General features: G+C 60.6%; 11 protein-coding genes. 1 reads left to right on the top strand and 10 read right to left on the bottom strand.

Features of this window, described 5'->3' with window-relative positions:
* Window positions 1-444: 444 nt before the first annotated feature.
* Window positions 445-1872, top strand: coding sequence for a peptide MFS transporter (locus tag GLS_RS00055; protein ID WP_041110389.1), 1428 nt, complete (start codon window positions 445-447; stop codon window positions 1870-1872).
* On the opposite strand, the gene GLS_RS00050 is transcribed toward GLS_RS00055, so the two are convergent.
* From GLS_RS00050 to dnaA, 10 genes are all read right to left on the bottom strand, one after another.
* Window positions 1869-4445, bottom strand: a complete 2577-nt coding sequence (locus tag GLS_RS00050; RefSeq protein ID WP_041110387.1) for a cation:proton antiporter — start codon at window positions 4443-4445, stop codon at window positions 1869-1871. The genes GLS_RS00055 and GLS_RS00050 overlap by 4 nt on opposite strands.
* Window positions 4446-4494: 49 nt before the next feature.
* On the bottom strand, window positions 4495-5115 hold the full coding sequence (locus GLS_RS00045; protein ID WP_041110385.1) for a thiamine phosphate synthase: 621 nt from the start codon (window positions 5113-5115) through the stop codon (window positions 4495-4497).
* A gap of 116 nt (window positions 5116-5231) precedes the next feature.
* A complete protein-coding gene (locus GLS_RS00040; RefSeq protein ID WP_041110383.1) occupies window positions 5232-8198 on the bottom strand; it encodes an FAD-binding and (Fe-S)-binding domain-containing protein in 2967 nt (988 codons plus the stop codon).
* Window positions 8199-8275: 77 nt separating this feature from the next.
* On the bottom strand, window positions 8276-10102 hold the full coding sequence (gene glmS / locus GLS_RS00035) for a glutamine--fructose-6-phosphate transaminase (isomerizing) (RefSeq protein WP_041110381.1): 1827 nt from the start codon (window positions 10100-10102) through the stop codon (window positions 8276-8278).
* Window positions 10102-11436 carry a bifunctional UDP-N-acetylglucosamine diphosphorylase/glucosamine-1-phosphate N-acetyltransferase GlmU gene (glmU, locus tag GLS_RS00030; RefSeq protein ID WP_041110379.1) on the bottom strand — a complete coding sequence of 445 codons (1335 nt, stop codon included), beginning with the start codon at window positions 11434-11436 and terminating at the stop codon, window positions 10102-10104. Before glmU ends, glmS begins: the two co-directional genes overlap by 1 nt.
* A 104-nt stretch (window positions 11437-11540) precedes the next feature.
* Window positions 11541-12332, bottom strand: coding sequence for a DUF3108 domain-containing protein (locus tag GLS_RS00025; protein ID WP_041110377.1), 792 nt, complete (start codon window positions 12330-12332; stop codon window positions 11541-11543).
* Entirely contained in the window at window positions 12322-14766 is a 2445-nt protein-coding gene (gene gyrB / locus GLS_RS00020) for a DNA topoisomerase (ATP-hydrolyzing) subunit B (RefSeq protein WP_041110375.1), read from the bottom strand. The genes GLS_RS00025 and gyrB overlap by 11 nt, the downstream gene beginning before the upstream one ends.
* A gap of 85 nt (window positions 14767-14851) precedes the next feature.
* Window positions 14852-15955 (bottom strand): DNA replication/repair protein RecF, encoded by a 1104-nt coding sequence (gene recF, locus GLS_RS00015; protein ID WP_041110372.1) that lies wholly within the window; start codon window positions 15953-15955, stop codon window positions 14852-14854.
* A 13-nt stretch (window positions 15956-15968) separates the two neighbouring features.
* Window positions 15969-17093 carry a DNA polymerase III subunit beta gene (dnaN, locus tag GLS_RS00010; RefSeq protein ID WP_041110370.1) on the bottom strand — a complete coding sequence of 375 codons (1125 nt, stop codon included), beginning with the start codon at window positions 17091-17093 and terminating at the stop codon, window positions 15969-15971.
* A gap of 90 nt (window positions 17094-17183) precedes the next feature.
* On the bottom strand, window positions 17184-18605 hold the full coding sequence (gene dnaA, locus GLS_RS00005) for a chromosomal replication initiator protein DnaA (protein WP_148295943.1): 1422 nt from the start codon (window positions 18603-18605) through the stop codon (window positions 17184-17186).
* Window positions 18606-18723: the final 118 nt, after the last annotated feature.

Genomic DNA, 18723 nt, shown 5'->3' with positions numbered 1-18723 from the left:
GAAATTCAGGATTTCCGGATCCATTAGTTGGCATAATATATCTTATACGACATTTATGTGAGCGCGATCCCGGCCCTGACATCCGTCCGGATTTCTCTGCGTCAGATTGCTCTGGAAGCAATAATATCGGCAGTTTTCAGACATTTTTCACTTATGGCAAAATGCCATTATCATTTTGCCTTGGATTTTCCGGCTTCCAGCAGCTGCTTTCTGATGGATGCAAGGCTTTCCCGTAACGGCAAACCTGCCACCTATGGCAAAATGCCAATTTTAGGAATTGGGCCATTTTGCCATAGGTTGAATGCTGCTTCGCCTTGTTGTGGCGCTATGGCAAAACGCCACAAATGCATCCTATGGCATTTTGCCACTACCCTATCTCCCCCTTTACCTCACCGGCTTTCTCCCTTTACGCAGGTTATCCCGCCCCTGCGCGAATGAGGCCGCATGACCGAGATCCTTCCTGCTTCCCCTGTTGTCGAACCGTCTTCCGCCGGAAAACAGCGGGAACTCTGGGGGCATCCCATCGGACTGTGGGTGCTGACGCTGACCGAAGGCTGGGTCGGGTTCTCGCTCTACGGGATGCAGGCCATTCTGGCCCTGTATCTGACGGACCATCTGCTGCAGCCGGCTCATTCAGGAGCCGTTGTGGGTCTCGGCCCGCTTGAGGCGTTTGTTTCGGCCCTTTATGCGCCTGTGGGGCCGCGCGCCATGGGCGCAGCCATTACAGGTCTGTTTCTGGCGCTGATTTATGCCACCCCTCTCCTCGGCGGTTTTCTGGCGGATCGCGTCCTCGGCCAGACACGGACCATCCTGCTGGGCGCCATTCTGATGACAGCGGGTCATTTCCTGATGTCATTTGACTGGAGCTTTGTACTGGCTCTCGGCTTTCTGCTGGCCGGGCTTGGCATGGCTGGCGGTCTGCGTGCACAGGTCGGCGCATTGTATGAACTGGGTGACCGGCGGCGTTCTGATGCCTATCAGATCTACATGATGGGGCTTCAGATCGCCGTCATCGTGTCCCCGGTCCTGTGCGCGAGCCTGGCGCAGATCGAATGGCACTGGGGCTTTCTGGCAGCGGGCCTGGGCATGCTGATCGGGCTTGTGGTCTATCTCGTGGGGCGGCGCTGGCTCCCCGCTCCTGCTGTTGCGGTGCTTCGGTCTGAGGCCCCGGCCGCAGCCACAAAGCCCGCACGCCCTGCCCTGACATCGCAGGAAAAGAAGACGACCCTGCTGCTGCTGGCGCTTGTGCCTGTTCTGGCGGTGGGCGCTGTTCCGAACTCGGAAATCTTCGACGGCTATCTGCTCTGGGGGCGCGAGCATTTCCAGCTTCATCTTCTGGGATACGAGATGCCCGTGAGCGATCTCATTTCCCTGGATGGATTTATTAGCACCCTGTGCGCCGTGCTGGTTCTGTGGTTCTGGAAGGCCTATGCGCGTCGCAGGCCCGATCTGTCGGAGATCTCCAAGGTCGCCCTTGGGACGTACATTGCGGCTTTCGGGCCGCTGATGCTGGCTCTGGGATCATGGATCAGTCCGGGCCCCCATGAGGTCAGCCTGTTCTGGGGACTGGCCTTTCACATCATCAATGACATCGGTTTTTCGATGAATTATGCGATCGGAATGGCGCTTTTCTCACGCGCCGCCCCCGTGAGCCTGAACACCATTCTCGTTGCCTGCTTCTCGCTTCACCTGTTCCTGTCCAACCTGCTGATCGGAAAGCTGGCGACGCTGCTGGGACGGATTTCCGACGTCTCGTTCTGGCTGCTGCATTCAGGAGCCGCGCTTGTGGCAGCGGCAATCCTTGGCTTCTGTGCCGTGCACTTCCGTGACCTTCTGGCTCCCGGCAAAGAGACCGCGCCGCCCGTGCCTTAAGACGGCGGCGCAACCAGACGGCGCATTTCCGGGGCCGATGCGGTTGAGACAGCATCACCATCCAGCGTGCGAACCGTGACGGGCGTCAGCAGGCCGTCTGCTCTTTTCTGGCTACGCTGGATGATGAGGCGCTGAACGATGGGATACTCCTTCAGCAGCCTCTCGAACACCGGACGCGGAATGGCGAGCAGATGGCTGAACTGCAGGGAGCGGACGGTCCCGGGCATGGTCTCGTTGCGGATGACGGAGGCCGCGCCGATCAGGTCTCCGCTTCCGAACAGCAGATCCCGTTCCGCCAGATTGACTTCCGCCAGCCCTGCCACCTGTGCATAGACGACGCGCACGCGCTGCCCGCGCTTGAACAGGATTTCGCCAGGCGAGACGAAATGCATGGAGACCTTGCCCGAGAGCTTCTGAAGCACGCTGTCGGGAACGCCGTTGAAGGCCGGAAAGGCCCGGAGACGCTGCTCGATGCCGCTCTTGAGATTGAAGCGCAGCGGCGCATCCAGCCGGGCGCGCTGGCGTTCGATTTCCCGGTGCAGTTCGCGGTGCAACTCTTCGGAAATCAGGTTGTCAGCTTCGAGCGCGTCATATTCCTCATCCTCCAGACGCAGGGCAATCTGGCGCAGGATGCGGCTTTCCAGAGCCTCGGAATAGCCGGAATAATGCAGGCGCAGCGTCTCCAGCGCATCGTCCAGCAGCTTGCGCTGGCGGCCGAGCACTTCGGACACGATTTCCGTGATACGCGGGCCAAGTGTCGGCTCCATGCGCTGGCGGATGAAGCGCTGAAGTGACAGCGAGACGAGATGCGCGATGATGAGCATCTCGAAGCGCTCCATCATGCAGTTCGTCAGCGGCTCGTCGATATGAAGGCGGCTGTGGAGTTCCTGCGCGATCCGGAAGCGCAATGAAGGCTGAAGGCGGCGTTTGAGGGCTCGGACATAGCCATACCGTCCTTCGAGACGCGCGCCATCGGCCATGGACTCAGCCGTGCGCAGCAATGTCTCCATCACGCGCCGGGACAGCCCCTGAATGCGGAACAGGTCCAGCAGCAGGGAGCGCTCCTGGTTGGCGATGGTAATCAGGGCGATATTGACGCGGTTGCGGTCGCTCAGGGCGGATTCAAAATTGTTGGCCGCCCTCTCCTTTTCCGCGCGCCGTTCCAGACGGCTAATGACACCGGCGCGGGTCTGCTCGCTGAAGCCCAGTTCTTCGGAAAGCTCCCGTGTGCGCTCCGCAACCTCACCCAGGCCAATCCCCACGATCTGCTGTCGGATGGCCTGATCAATGGGCGAAAGCTGATCCAGCTTGAAGAACAGGACGAGCGCCCGCAACGTGGTCCCGTTGACTAGAAGCGTGATGAGCACGAAACCGGTGGCGATAATGCCGACGAAATGCGCGACCGGGCTCGAAACGCTCTGGTTCTCGGTCACGGCCAGCGCCAGCGCCAGCGTGATGGCGCCACGGATGCCACCCCAGGCCATCGTGGCCTTGAAGGGATTGGGAACGGGCGGCGAGAGCTTCGTGATCGCCAGAAGCGGGAGCATCCCGAAGATCACGGCCGAACGCGCGATCAGGCCTGCGACGCTGGCGATCACGATCAGCACGAAGTCCCATTTCGTCATGCCGATCAGCAGACGGGGCACCAACATGGCGGCCAGAAGGAACACGAGCGATCCGGCCCAGAAAACAAGCTGTTCCCACATTTCGTTCAGAAAACGCCAGACCTGCGGCCGGAAGGTGGACGGCCCGTAAGCGGAGACCGTCAGCCCAGCCGCGGCTGTTGCGACCACGCCCGAAAAGCCCAGCATTTCATCGCACAGAATATAGACGGCATAGGGCAGCGCCAGCGTCAGCGTGACTTCGGACGCGGCCGATCCTCCCAGTCCGGCAATCAGCAGCAATGTGAGGCGCGCCAGACAGACGCCGACCACAATCGCCCCGATGAACGCTGTCAGGAAGTCCATCAGCGCGTCGGCCAAATGGATCTGGTGATGCGAGGTAACGGCTGCCAGCAGGATCGAAAAGATCGAAATGGCGGCAGCATCGTTCAGGAGTGCCTCACCCTCGACAAGGCGTGTCAGGCGTGATGCCGCGCCAATTTCGCGGAAGATCCCAGCGACAGCGGACGGATCAGTCGTCGCGACGATCGATCCCAGAAGCAGGCAGACCACGAGGTTCTGCTGGGCAAAAGGATAAAGCGCAAAGCCGATGGTCGCGGTCGAGACAATGACGGCGACCACGGCCAGAAGCAGCACCGTTGCGGTTTCATGGGCAAGGCGGCGCACATCGATGGCCATTGCGCCCTGAAACACCAGAACGGGCAGGAAAATCAGCAGGAACGCTTCACTGTTGACCGGGAAATAGATCAGCGCCTCGGCTGCCCCGTCCAGCAGATCGGTCGCAGACGAGCGCACGATGAGGGACGCGACGAGGCCCAGCCCGATCCCGGTCAATGCCAGCAGGACAGCTTCGGAAATCTCGAGACGTTTCGCGAGTGGCTGGATGATGCTGACAAGCGTGAGCAGGAACGCAAGCGCTAGGAGTACGGCCGCCAGTCCTGTCACCATCATCGTTGTCTCGGCTCCTTCATGAGGTCGTCTTCAGACGACTTGGCGTGTTTCAAGTTGGTGCTGTCTCTCGGGAAACAGCGTCAAGCCAGCGTCGGACCTGACTTTCCGGGTCCTCGTGACCGATGAAGTCGCTCATGACGGCAACCGTATCGGCGCCTGCCTCAAGGCATTCCGCCAGTCGGGGCACGGTGATGCCACCAATGGCAACCAGCGGAACATTGCCGCACAGCCCGCGCCATTCTGCCAGTTTCTCCAGGCCCCGCCCCGTCAGCGGCACGCCCCGGAGCTGCGTGGACCAGACCGGGCCGAAGGACACATAATCCGGCTTGCAGGCTAGTGCCGTCTGCAGCTCTTCGTGCGTATGGGGCGAGATGCCAAATCTGATGCCCGCGGTCCGGATCGCGTTGAGATCCGCCGTCTCCAGATCTTCAGGGCCAAGATGCAGCCATTCATAGCCCAGTTCGATGGCTGTCTGCCAGTAGCGGTTCAGTGCCAGAGAAACATTGAAACGTGCGGCCAGTTCCTGTGCCAGCAGGGCCTGCGCCCTGATCTCTTCTTCCGGCAGATCACGCAGATAGAGTTCGATGAAACGCAGACCCGCTCCCCCAAGCCGTTCCACCCAGCGCGGATGGTCGACGACAGCGTAAATCCTTGATGGAAGGGAAGACATCACATTCGTACTCCACAGGGCCTGCACGAAAAGCCGCGCATCATCGGACAGGTAACAGTGTTACAGCTTGGACGGGGTGCGTCCAGAGGCGCTTCATCCTTATCAACGTCCTGTTTTCAGGACCGTTCCTGCAACCCGGAGATCAATGCTTCCGCCGGATGGGGCGGGCGATGACCGGCCATGCGCTCGCTCTGGCAGCGGCAGGAAAATCCGGTCGCCAGCACCGGCTGCTTCACTTTCCCCGCCCAGTTCTGATCAAAAATCTGGCGGGAGAGGCTCGCCTGTTCTTTCTGGTGCCCGAACAGTCCGGCCATGCCACAGCACCCGGCCTTGCCTGCCTGAACCGGTACTCCGAAATGCCGGAGGATGAAGGCCCAGTCCCCCGCGCTTTCCGGACGGGCCGCCTGCTCCGTGCAATGCGAGATGACCGTCAGGGATTCCCCCTTGCCTGCAGTCTGTAGCTGCGCGAACGCCCCCTGCTCTATCTGTCCACGCAGATAGGTCTCCAGCGGAAGAACGTCCGGGACGGGTGTGTCCCCTGCGACTTCCCTGTATTCCTGCGTGAACATGAGTCCGGTAGCGGCATCCAGCGAAACGATCGGAATACCAAAAGCTGCCAGAGCGCGCAGCTTCCGCAATGTCTGACGGGCCGTAACGCCAAAGCCCCTGCGGAACCCCAGAACGTGCCGGGCCTTGCCGTTGTCCCAGACGGGTGTGACTTTCACGTCCAGCCCAAGCGTCGTCAGAAGCGCATGGACCTTCTCGATGAGGCCGCCGTCAAAGCTGCCGGTAAAGGAATCCTGGATCAGGATTACAGCCCGCGGGTTACGACGGTTACGGCGCAGCCAGGAGCGGCTGACCCGACTGTCGGCTCCCAGTCGTGCAGGCTTCAGATACGGCAGATCCACCAGCCCGATCCGGGACAGAACAGCCTCGGATACCGGATTATGCATCAGGAGATTGGCCAGCGCCGGGGCCTGTCTCCCGACCGCCAGCAGGGGCTCCAGCCAGTACACCAGATAGTCGCGAACCGGCCTGCGGTTGTCGCGGAAGTAGGTCGCCAGGAACTTCGAACGCATGGACGGAATATCCACGCGGATCGGACATTGCGTCGCGCAGGCCTTGCAGGACAGGCAGGTGTCCAGGGATGCCTTGAGCTCTTCCGTCAGAACCGGGAGCATCCCCCGGTCAGGTGCGTTGTCCGGCAGGGAGCGCAGCCGGGCCCAGCTCCGGAGCAGCAGGGCCCGGCCTTTCGGGGACTGCGACCTGTCTTTCGTAGCCTTGTAAGACGGGCACATGGCCATGTCCGGCTCACGGTTGAAACAGGCGCCATTACCGTTACAGCTTATGGAAAGCGCATAAGGTTCGCGGAGTGCGGGAGCAATATCCTCGTCGAAGCTGCCCTTGAACGGGATGCCGTCAATGCGGTCCACGGGGTAGCCCGCGCCACTTGGTGCCAACTTGCCGCGGTTGAAAATATCTTTGGGATCAAAGACATCCTTGATCCGGCAGAGTTCGGCGAAGAGCGTTTCACCGAAAAACAGCGGCGAGAACTCGCCCCGAAATCCCCGCCCATGCTCGCCCCAGAGCAGACCGCCATGGCGTTTCGTCAGAGCAGCCACAGCATCTGAAATCGGACGGATCAGAGCCCGGTCCTGCGGTGTGAGCATGTCCAGAAACGGGCGGACATGCAGGCAGCCGACATCGGCATGTCCAAACATGCCGTAGGACAGTCCGTAGCCGTCCAGAATATCACGGAACTCGCTGACATATTCAGGGAGAACTTCCGGAGGAACGGCCGTATCCTCGACGAACGGAACGCCCTGCTTGTGGCCATCCGGACGCCCGAGAAGCCCAACCGATTTTTCCCGCAGTGTCCAGAGGTTAGCGATAATGTCCGGATCAGAAACCGCTTTATGATCAATGGGTTTGTGCGGAGAGTTCGCAAGCAGGGTGACCGCATGGGCCATCTGTTCCTGCAGGACGTCCAGATCGTCCCCGACAAACTCGACGAAGCTCATACCCTTGACCGGGAGCGCAGACCTAGTGCCAAGAACGCGTTCCAGCGCGTGCCATGTGACGTCCTGCTGGGCCTTGGCAAGGACGCGGTCGTCCAGCACTTCTACCGCAGACGGATTGGCTGGCAGAAGCGTCTGAACATCACGCAGGGTATCGTTGAAGCTGGCATAGCGAACGACGATAAGCTGCCGGTATTTCGGCAGACGTCTGACCCGCAGAACAACCTTCTTGATCAGGGCAAGCGTGCCTTCCGATCCCGCCAAGAGCCGTGCGATATGGAAGCTTCCGTCCTCAAGCAGGACGTTCTGAAGATTGTATCCCGTCAGGCCACGGTTCATGTCCGGGAAGACACGCCGGATCTCGTCGGCCTGTTCCGTGACGACCCGATGGACTTCGCGATAGGCTTGGGCGGCAAGCCCTTTCCCGCTCATCGCCTCTTCCAGCTGGGGTGCTGTCAGTCGGCCGATCTGCAGGTCGGTTCCGTCCGAGAGCACGACGTCCATCGTTTCTATGTAGTCGGAAGTCCGACCATAGATGCGCGACCCCTTGCCGGACGCGTCGGTAGCAATCATCCCGCCGATCGTGGCTCTCGTGGCGGTCGAGACCGTAGGGGGGAAGAAAAATCCGTGAGGCTTCAGGAAGGCATTAAGCCGAGCCAGAATAACGCCCGGTTCCACCGTGACCGTTCCCGCCTCGGCATCGAAATCCAGGATCCGGTCCAGATGGCGGGAGACATCAAGGACGATACCATCCGTCAGCGATTGCCCGTTGGTGCCTGTCCCGCCGCCACGGATTGCAAGGGTCAGTTCACCATCAGCGGCAGCGCGGACGGCCCGGTTGAGGTCTTCCTGCGTGCGTGGATGAATGACGGCGGCCGGAAGGCGCTGATAGATGCTGTTATCGGTGGAAGAGACCAGCCGCGACGAGACCTGAAGGTTGATATCACCTTCAAATCCCTGCTCATCCAGTCGCCTGATAAAAGCTTCGCGTATGGTGATTTCAGAGGCGCTGGGAGAGAGTCCTGAATTTCCGGCCGATATTCCGGATATTGCGTCCCCACCCATATTTGCGTCTCCTTCAGGCTGCCATGTGTGTTGTTACTATAATGTCTGCAAAAAATTTCCCCCGATAGGAAAATCCTTCATTCAACCGTGACTGATTTGGCAAGGTTCCGGGGCTGATCCACATCCGTGCCTTTCAGCAGGGCGACTTCATAGGCCAGCATCTGAACGGGAATGGCATACAGGATCGGGGCCACGAAAGCGTCCACATCCGGCATGATGACAACCTGTTCCGCCACGCCTTCAAGACGTTTCGCACCTTCTGTATCGGTGAAGGCAAGAATGCGCCCGCCACGCGCTTTCGCTTCCTGCAGATTGGACAGCGTCTTGTCGAACAGGATCGTGGACGGTGCGATGGCAACGACCGGAACGGTCTGGTCGATCAGGCTGATGGGGCCGTGCTTCAGTTCACCTGCGGCATAAGCTTCCGCGTGGATGTAGCTGATTTCTTTTAATTTTAATGCACCTTCAAAGGCGATTGGCGTGCAGATTCCGCGCCCCAGATACAGGACATCGCGGGCCTGAGCGACAACGGCCGCCATCGCCTGGATATCCTTGGTACGGGTAAAGACTTCTGCAGCGCGGGACGGCAGATCCAGCAGGCTGGCTGTCAGACGTTCTTCACGGCCCTGATCCATGGTGCCGCGGGCCCGCGCGAAGTCGATTGCCAGAGCCGCCAGAACGGAAAGCTGAGCCGTGAAAGCCTTGGTTGAGGCTACGGAGATTTCCGGCCCAGCATCCATACCCAGGACGAGATCGCTTTCGCGTCCCATGGTCGAGTGCTCGACATTCAGCACGGAAACAATGCTCTGCCCGGCCTTCTTAAGGCTCCGAAGAACCCCGAGCGTATCAGCAGTTTCGCCGGACTGGGAAATCAGCAGCGCCACGCCCTTGTCCGGCTGCGGTGGCTCGCGGTAGCGCATTTCGGACGCAACATCGATCTCCACCGGAATGCGCGCAAGGGATTCCAGCCAGTACCGCCCGACCATGCCGGCATAATAGGCCGAGCCGCAGGCTGTGATGGTAATGCGCGGAACCTGCGCCGGATCGAACGGCATTTCCGGAAGGACGATGCGCTTCGAAGCTGGGTCGGTAATGCGCTTTAGCGTCTGCCCGATGGCGACGGGGTGTTCATGGAGTTCCTTCTCCATGTAATGCCGGTAGCCGTCCTTGCCGACCTGTCCGGCCATGAAGGTCAGGTCCTGAACCGGACGGGTGACTTCCGAGCCGGTCATATCAAAAATCGTGACATGACCAGGTGTCAGTTCGCACCAGTCGCCGTCTTCCAGATAGGTCATCTTCCGGGCCATCGGGGCCAGCGCAATGCTGTCGGACCCGAGGAACATCTCGCCATTGCCATAGCCCACCGCCAGTGGAGCACCATGGCGTGCACCAATCAGCAGACCCTCATGATCCTTGAAGATCATGGCAATGGCATAGGCGCCTTCCAGCCGCTTGATCGCGGCAAAGGCTGCATCGCGAGGTTCCAGTCCCTGTTCCAGATAGTCATCGACCAGATGGGCAACCGTCTCTGAATCCGTTTCCGTCCGGAACACGCGTCCCTTCGCCTCAAGCTCTTTCTTGAGCTCGGCAAAGTTCTCGATGATGCCGTTATGGACGATCGCCACACGACCGGCCTCATGGGGATGGGCATTGTTTTCCGTGGGCGCGCCATGCGTGGCCCAACGCGTATGGCCGATCCCGGTCGTGCCAGGCAGCGGGTGTTCCTTCAGGACATGCTCGAGATTATCGAGCTTGCCGGCAGCACGACGGCGCTCAATGTCCCCGGATGCCGTCAGCGTGGCGATGCCTGCGGAATCATATCCGCGATATTCAAGACGGCGAAGCGCCTCGAACGCGATCGGGCTGGCAGGCTGGTGTCCAACAATACCGCAGATACCGCACATCAGCCCTGTTCCTTCCGAGCTTTGAGAGACTGTTTGATCTGAAGGCCCTGCCCGCTTTTCAGCGTCTGCCGGGCCCGGCCCAGAGCGAGATCGCCGGGGGGAACATCACTGGTGATGACGCTGCCGGCCGCAATAAGGGCATCGTTTCCGACGGTCACAGGAGCCACGAGGATGGAATCCGAGCCGACGAATACGCGCTCGCCGATCGTGGTCCGGTGTTTGAACACGCCATCGTAATTGCAGGTGATGGTCCCTGCACCGACATTCGTGCCGCTCCCGACCGAGGCATCGCCCAGATAGGTCAGGTGATTGGCCTTCGCACCCTCGCCCAGTTCCACATTCTTGAGCTCGACGAAATTGCCGACATGCGTCTGCGCGGCGCAGAGCGTGCCTGGGCGTAGCCGGGCATAGGGACCGATCATCGCATTTTCCCCGACCTCGCAGCCTTCCAGATGGGAAAAGGCACGAATGAGCGCACCGGAACGGACCTTCACGCCGGGGCCAAAGAAAACGTTCGGCTCAACCGTTACATCCGCTTCGATGACGGTGTCGGTGCTGAAGAACACGGTTTCAGGAGCAACAAGCGTAACACCCGCATCCATGGCTGCAATTCGCAGCCGGGTCTGAAGCGTCGCTTCTGCACGAGCCAGTTCCGAGCGGGAATTGACGCCCGCCAGTTCGGCTTCCGGTGCTTCCACGCAAACGACCGGTCCGGCTTTTGCGGCCATTTCAACCACGTCTGTCAGGTAATACTCACCCTGGGCATTGTCGTTGCCGACATCTGCAAGCCAGGTGCGGAAATCATCGGCTCCGGCACACATGACGCCCGCATTGCACAGCGTGATGCGGCGTTCGTCTTCCGTGGCATCCTTGAATTCGACGATCTTCACGACCCTGCCGTGGTCTTCCACAATCCGGCCATAACGCCCAGGTTCCGCAGGCCGCATTCCGAGAAGCGCCAGACTGGCACCTTCCCTGCGTGCTGCCAGCAGGCGTTGCATCGTTTCTGCCGTAATCAGCGGATTATCGGCATACAGAATGGCCACGTCGCCAGTGCCGAATAGGTCCCGCGCCGTGTTGGCGGCATGGGCTGTGCCAAGCCGCTCGACCTGTGTGACGGTTTTGAAAGGACGGACGGCCTTTTCAAGGTCCGGCATGTCCGGCCCGGTGACGACGACCACATCATCAAAGACCTGCCGGGCAGTTGTGATGAGATGGTTGATCATCGGCTGGTTGCCCAGACGATGCAGCGCCTTTGGCAGACGGGATTTCATGCGGGTGCCGAGGCCCGCAGCAAGGATAATGGCAGTGGTGCGATGGGTGCTGTCGGTCATGTCCCGCCCGGGGTATCCAAACCGCGGGCCCGCGTCAAACGGAGCCCGCAGGCTGTGTCATCACTTCGAATTGCCGATTATTGCAAGACGTTCGAGTGCTCCGTTCAGGGAGCTACGGCGTGTTGCATGACAACCATGACACGCCCGAGTTTGGGGTGGTTAAACTCGATCCGGACCGGAACCAGTCCCAGACCGTCAATCTTTCTGAACCAGACGGATCCCGGTTGGGGAGAGGCCAGTTTTGCTCTGTTCGGAGAATCTTTCACAAAGCCTGCCAGCTGGCGCCCTATGAAATCACAGCGCAGCGCCTGTCCGGCATAGGCCTCGTCCTGCCCCTGCGGGATGTCTGCCATGGTCGGACCATGGACCACCATTTCACTCAGCCGGATCCCGTCAAAAACGATCTGCGTTCCGTCGCATTTCCCGGTCGTGGCAAGGGCATGCAGCAGATGCGCCATGCCGCTCAGGGTATCGACCGTATGCGGCAGGGAGCTGTCGGGGATCGGTTCGCGGTCAGTCTCCGGAGGCTGGAGATCTACCACTTTCGGAGTATCGTTCGAGAATTCCAGCCGGACATGACGGTGCTTCCCGCGGGAAATACCCCCACTGTCAAACAGGACCGGCTGCACATTGCCGTCGGGCGTGAACTTCCCCTCAACGCGGGATGTCACGTCCATGGTTACGAACCAGCTGATCAGGCCCGCAGGCTTGATCTGGGTGCTGCCCCCATAGCCCCAGGGCTGGAGCTGATAGGATGCCTGCGCGTTCAGGACGTGAAAGCCCTTGAGATAAACGGCATAGGCGGCATTCACCTGCCCCTCGGCCCGGGCCGGGCTACAGCCCAGTCCAGCCATCAGGGCAAGCGCGGTCCCTGCGACAAGAGCCTTAAACGTCAAGATTGGCGACTTTCAGGGCATTACCGACAATGAAGTCCCTGCGGGGCTCCACGACGTCACCCATCAGCGTGGAGAACACCTGTCCGGCATCTTCCACGTCCCCGACCCGGACCTGCAGCAGGGTGCGGGTCGAAGGATCGAGCGTGGTGTGCCACAGCTGCTCGTCGTTCATTTCGCCCAGCCCCTTGAAGCGGTTGATGGTCAGGCCGCGACGGCCCTGAAGCAGGATGCGCTCCATGACGGCTGCGGGACCGAACAGTTCATAAGCCGTGGGGTCGAGCGTGAGCGTGACGGGCTTGGCAAAATCGCGGGCCAGACGCTCCCATTCCGACACCAGCCAGCGGGCTTCCGCCGAGCGCAGGAGCGAAGGCTCGATCCGGTAGACTTCGCCCACGCCACGAACGGAGCGGGCACATTCCAGACCGGTTTCCGAAATGGAGACCTTCCAGCCGCGCTCGTTGGGCAGCGAAGCCCCGTCCAGACGCTGCTGGAACTCGGCCATCCGCGAGGTTGCGACCGCGATATCGCTGTCGAGCACACCCGAGATGGCGGCCTGCTCCATGACCCAGACGGGAACCTTGGAAGCAATGCTCTGAAGGCGACGGGCGGCAGCCGAAAGAAACGCGACTTCCTCGGCCAGAGGCTCTCCTGTCAGTTCCCGGCCATCCGCAAAGCGCAGGGAGGCATTCGCCAGGGCCTTGTCCAGCAGATACTGCTCAAGAGCGGCATCATCCTTGAGATAGCGCTCTTCCTGACCGCGCTTGGCGCGATAGAGCGGCGGCTGGGCGATGTAGAGATAACCCTGCTCGATCAGCTCCGGCATCTGACGGAAGAAGAATGTCAGCAGCAGCGTGCGGATATGCGATCCGTCGACGTCAGCATCGGTCATGATGACGATCTTGTGGTAGCGCAGTTTTTCGGCCGAGAAACCGCCCTGATCGACTTCGCCGCGTCCGATGCCGGTGCCAAGCGCCGTAATCAGCGTTCCGATTTCCGCCGAACCCAGCATCCGGTCGAACCGGGCACGCTCGACGTTCAGGATCTTGCCGCGCAGCGGCAGAATGGCCTGGAAGCGACGGTCCCGTCCCTGCTTGGCCGTGCCACCTGCGGAATCACCCTCGACGATGAAGATTTCAGCCTTGGACGCATCGCGTTCCTGACAGTCCGCAAGCTTGCCCGGAAGCGAGGAGACATCCAGCACACCCTTGCGCCGCGTCAGCTCACGCGCACGACGCGCAGCTTCACGCGCGCTGGCAGCGTCGATGATCTTCGCGACGATGGCCTTCGCTTCCTTGGGATGCGTCTCAAACCAGTGGGAGATCGCATCGGACGCCGCAGCGTGAACGACCGGCTGGACTTCGGACGAGACGAGCTTGTCCTTGGTCTGCGAGGAGAATTTGGGATCAGGGACCTTCACGGACAGGACAGCGGTCATGCCTTCGCGCATGTCCTCGCCCGTCAGCGATCCGGCCTCACGCTTGGCCACACCTTCGGCATACTTGCCAACAACGCGCGTCAGGGCCTGACGGAAACCGGCCAGATGCGTGCCGCCATCGCGCTGCGGGATGTTGTTGGTGAAGCACAGCATCGTCTCGTGATAGCTGTCGTTCCAGGTCAGCGCGAACTCGACGCGGATGCCGCTTTCGGGATTGTCGATCTCGCCCGTAATGGGCGGCGTGACGATGGAAGTTTTTGAAGAATCAAGCCATTCCGCGAACGCGCTCAGACCACCATCATAGTGGAAGCGCAGTTCCTTCGGCTCTGCATGACGCTCGTCCCGCAGGATGATCAGCATGCCCGAATTCAGGAATGCGAGCTCGCGGACGCGGCGCTCAAGAATGGAAATGTCGAAATCGACCTTCGTGAAAGTCTGCTTGCTGGGCTTGAACGTAACCAGTGTGCCCCGGTCTTCGGAGGAGGGGCCGATGACATGCAGGGCCTCGTCGCGTTCGCCATGCTGGAAGCGGATCTTGTGCTCCAGTCCGTTGCGCCAGATCCGCACTTCCATCCATTCGGACAGGGCGTTCACCACGGCCGCACCCACGCCGTGCAGACCGCCGGAAACCTTGTAGGAATTCTGGTTGAACTTGCCGCCGGCATGCAGCTTGGTCAGCACGACTTCGGCGGCGCTGATGCCTTCTTCCGGATGAAGATCCGTCGGAATGCCACGACCGTCGTCTCGCACCGATACGGAACCGTCACCGTTCAGGGTCAGGATGCAGTAGGTTGCATGGCCGGCCTGGGCTTCGTCCACCGCATTGTCGATAATTTCGAAGACCATGTGATGCAGGCCCGAGCCGTCATCGGTATCGCCGATATACATGCCCGGACGCTTGCGGACGGCGTCCAGCCCCTTCAGGACCGAGATGGAGGAAGCGCCGTAATCTTCACCGTCTGCGCCAGGAATCTCGGGCTGGTTCTGGGTCTCTGACATGCGCGTGACGGTCTCCGTGGTACTCTGAATAACTGATGGATCAGTATAGCCCCTGCCGTTCATTTAGGCCAGCGGCGGCGGCGTATCAGGACGGGGATATGGTGCCGTTCCTGACGGAAAAAAACTGGGCGCGGCCTGCGATTGGCGCGAACGCCTCGGCATCCGTGCCCGTAATCAGGACAGGCGCCCGCAGCCCCTCAAGGCTGTCGAGGAGCGCATGTCGTCGCATCTCGTCCAGATGAAGCAGGGGTTCATCAAGCAGGATGGCCGGGGCATATCCCCGTTCCTGTGTCATCAGCCGTGCATGGGACAGGATCGTGCCGGTCAGCATGACCTTCTGCTGGCCGCTGCTCGAAAGCTCGGCAGGACGTCCCGTGGCGGTGTCCGAAAGCGTGAAATCGGCCCGATGGGCGCCGACGGATGTCGTGGAGCGCTGTCGGTCTTCTGTGCGGGCCTGTCGCAGGCTGTTCCTGATCCAGTCTTCGACTTCGAGGGCCGGCTGGGTTGTCAGGTGGCGTGAGATGGCGCAGTCCAGATGCAGCGTACTGGCAGAAAATCCATCATTTTCAAAAGGATGGGCGTTCATGCTCTCGATGAGCGCCAACCGCGCGGCAGACGCAGCGACCGCATGACGGGCGATGGAATCTTCTATGGAAGTAAGCCATTCCGCCTCGTTCGGACGTTCAGACAGAACCCTGTTTCTGCTGACGACCGAGCGGTCATGCGCTGCGATCTGGCGTCCGTGATCGGGAGACAGCGCCATGACCAGCCTGTCCAGAAACCGCCGCCGGCCGCTGGAGCCTTCCTGAAAAAGCCGGTCCATCTGGGGGGTCAGCCAGACGCAGGAGAATTTCTGGCCGATCAGAGCCTGCGAGCGGATGTTTTCCCCATCAAGGCGGAATGTCCGGCGCTGTTTTTCGCTCAGATCGCTCCCCGTGCCGATCCGGAATTCGTCCAGTCCGGACTGGAGCGTGGCCGCAACCCCCCATCGTTCTGCGCCCTGACGGCACAAGGCGGGAAGTGCTGCCCCCCGCAGGCCCCGCCCGGGGGCCAGCAGGGAAACGGCTTCGAGCAGATTGGTCTTCCCGGACCCGTTCTCCCCCGTCAGAACCAGAATGGAGGCTTCCGGGGTCCAGACGGTATGGGTGTAGTTCCGGAAATCCGTCAGCGCGAGCCGGGTCAGTTTCAATCGTGGCTCGTGCTCAGACCCGCATGGGCATCAGGACATACAGCGCCGAAGGCGATGCCGTGTCACGGACGATGGTGGGAGCAGAGCTGTCGGAAAATGCGAACTCCACTTCCACGTCGATCTGATCGGTGATGTCCGTCAGGTAACGGGCCTGAAAGCCGATTTCGATCGGTGCGGCGTCATAGGAAACGGCGTTTTCGTCCAGTTCCTCATGCGCCACGCCCTGATCGGGACTGGTGGCGGACAGGTTCAGCATGTTCTGCGTGATGGACAGCTTGACCGGGCGCGAACGCTCCTGGCTGATGGCTGCGACGCGACCAACGGCCGCTGCAAAGTCGCGCTTTCCAACGCGCAGGATGCGGTCATTGCCCTTGGGAATGACACGCTCGTATTCCGGGAAGGTGCCGTCGATCAGCTTGGAGGTCAGAAGAACGGGACCGGCCTGGAACTGGATGCGGGTATCGGACAGGGATACTTCCAGATCGGCCGCCCCTTCATCGAGCAGCTTGCGCAGTTCATTGATGGTCTTGCGCGGAATGATGACGCCCGGCATGCCGCGTGCGCCTTCGGGAAGATCCGTCTCGACGCGGGCAAGACGGTGGCCGTCCGTAGCCACCGCACGCAGCATCGGAACGGCGCCATTTTCTGCAACGTGCAGATAGATGCCGTTCAGGTAATAGCGGGTTTCTTCGTTGGAAATAGCGAATTTCGTACGATCGATCAGACCACGGAGCGTTGCAGCCGGGATCGAAAAACGATGCGGCAGATCGCCAGCAACCATCGCCGGGAAATCATCAACCGGAAGGACGTTCAGGCTGGTCGCATAACGGCCGGCACGCAGGGCGAGCGGAGCCTCACTGTCCTGATGATCGAACTCCAGAGCAACCCCATCGGGCAGCTTGCGGACGATCTCGAAGAGCACCGCAGCCGGAACGGTCGTGGAGCCGGAGCGCTCGCCAGTCGCGGGAACATCTTCCACAACGGCGATTTCCATATCCGTCGCCGTCAGACGCAGAACGTCATCCTGATAGCTCATCAGAACGTTGGCTAGGATGGGAATGGTATTCCGCTTTTCCGCAACGCCGTGAATATGCGCCAGAGCCCGTTGCAGCAGGGTACGGTCAACCTTGAATTTCATTCCGAGCCTCGGCGAAGATCTTGAATTAATTGAGAGAACCTAGCAGACCCCCGTCCCTCGGGAAAGAGAGGGATCGGAGGTCGCGAAGGGTCAGCCTTCCAGCATCCGGCGCAGCAGTTCCACGTCCTCGGCAAAGGATGTGTCCTGGTCCATCAGCTCGGTCACGCGGTTGACGGCGTGCATGACGGTCGTGTGATCGCGGTTGCCAAACTTGCGTCCGATTTCAGGAAGAGACCGGCTTGTGAGCTGCTTGGCCAGATACATGGCAACCTGACGCGGACGTGCCACGGCACGGGCACGGCGGGCGGAGGACATGTCCGTCAGGCGGATATTCCAGTGCTCGGAAACCTTGCGCTGGATTTCCTCAATGGTCACGCGGCGGTCATGGGCCTTCAGCATGTCCTTGAGAACATCCTGCGTCGTATCAAGCGTCACAGGACGTCCAACCAGATCAGCATGGGCGATCAGGCGATTCAGAGCGCCTTCAAGCTCACGGACATTGGTCGTGATCTTGTGGGCGAGATATTCCAGAACCTTGGACGGAACATGCGTCCCCGAGGCCTTGGCCTTGGCTTCCAGAATGGAAATGCGCAGCTCGAAGGTCGTGGCATGGATGTCTGCGACCATGCCACAGCCCAGACGGGTCCGCAGACGGTCTTCGAGGCCTGACAGATCAGACGGGCTTTTGTCGGCACTGACGATGATCTGGCGACCAGCATCGACGAGGGCGTTGAACGTATGGAAGAACTCTTCCTGCGTGTTGTCCTTGCCGATCAGGAACTGCAGATCGTCGATCATCAGCACGTCAACGGAACGGAGCTGTTCCTTGAACTCCATCGTGGACTGCGAACGGATCGCCGCGATGAAGCGGTACATGAACTTTTCCGCGGACATGTAAGCCACGGAGACCTTGCCGGTCCGGGTCAACTCCGTTCCGATGGCATGCATCAGATGGGTTTTGCCCAGGCCGACTCCGCCATACAGGAACAGCGGATTGAAGCCCGGGCTCGACGGTTTTTCCGCCACACGGCGGGCGCAGGCATAGGCAAACTCATTGGGCTTGCCGACGATGAAGGTATCGAACGTAAAGCGCGGATCAAGCGGCACCGCCAGATCGCTGCGGCTTTCAGGGGCAGCAGCCTGCGGCGCAAGTTCATGCCCCTCGCCTGAGCCGTCTTCCCCGTCCTCTGCGTCACCCATGGAGACTTCAGGCAGACCACGCTTGACCTGAAGCTCGACCCCCTTGATGTCCTCGCGCTCGGTACGCCAGAGCGTCTGAAGGCGCTCCTCATACTGGCTGCGGACCCAGTCACGCAGGAAGCGCGTGGGCAGGTAGAGGGTCAGTTCATCTTCTTCGAGTGGTCCCAGAACGATCTGCCGGAGCCATGTCCGGTATTCGACCTCGCCAACCTCACTCTTCAGTTTCTCACGAACGCGGATCCAGGCGGTTTCCAGCGGTGTCGTCGAACCGGGGGCGGAGGCGCTGGCGTCCAGATACTGAGCGTTTTCCACCATTGTACCCCCTTTCATATCCATTCCCGCACGGGGCGGGTATCAGTTGTGGTTCCCTGCGCGCAGGGCGATTGTGCTCTCGACAGAAATCTGCAGCAGAAAAGCTGGCGAATTTCCG

Origin of the sequence: Gluconobacter oxydans DSM 3504, from assembly GCF_000583855.1 — a bacterium.
GTDB lineage: Bacteria > Pseudomonadota > Alphaproteobacteria > Acetobacterales > Acetobacteraceae > Gluconobacter > Gluconobacter oxydans.
Note: the sequence above shows the minus strand (reverse complement) of the source record. Positions and strands in the feature narration are given on the sequence as shown.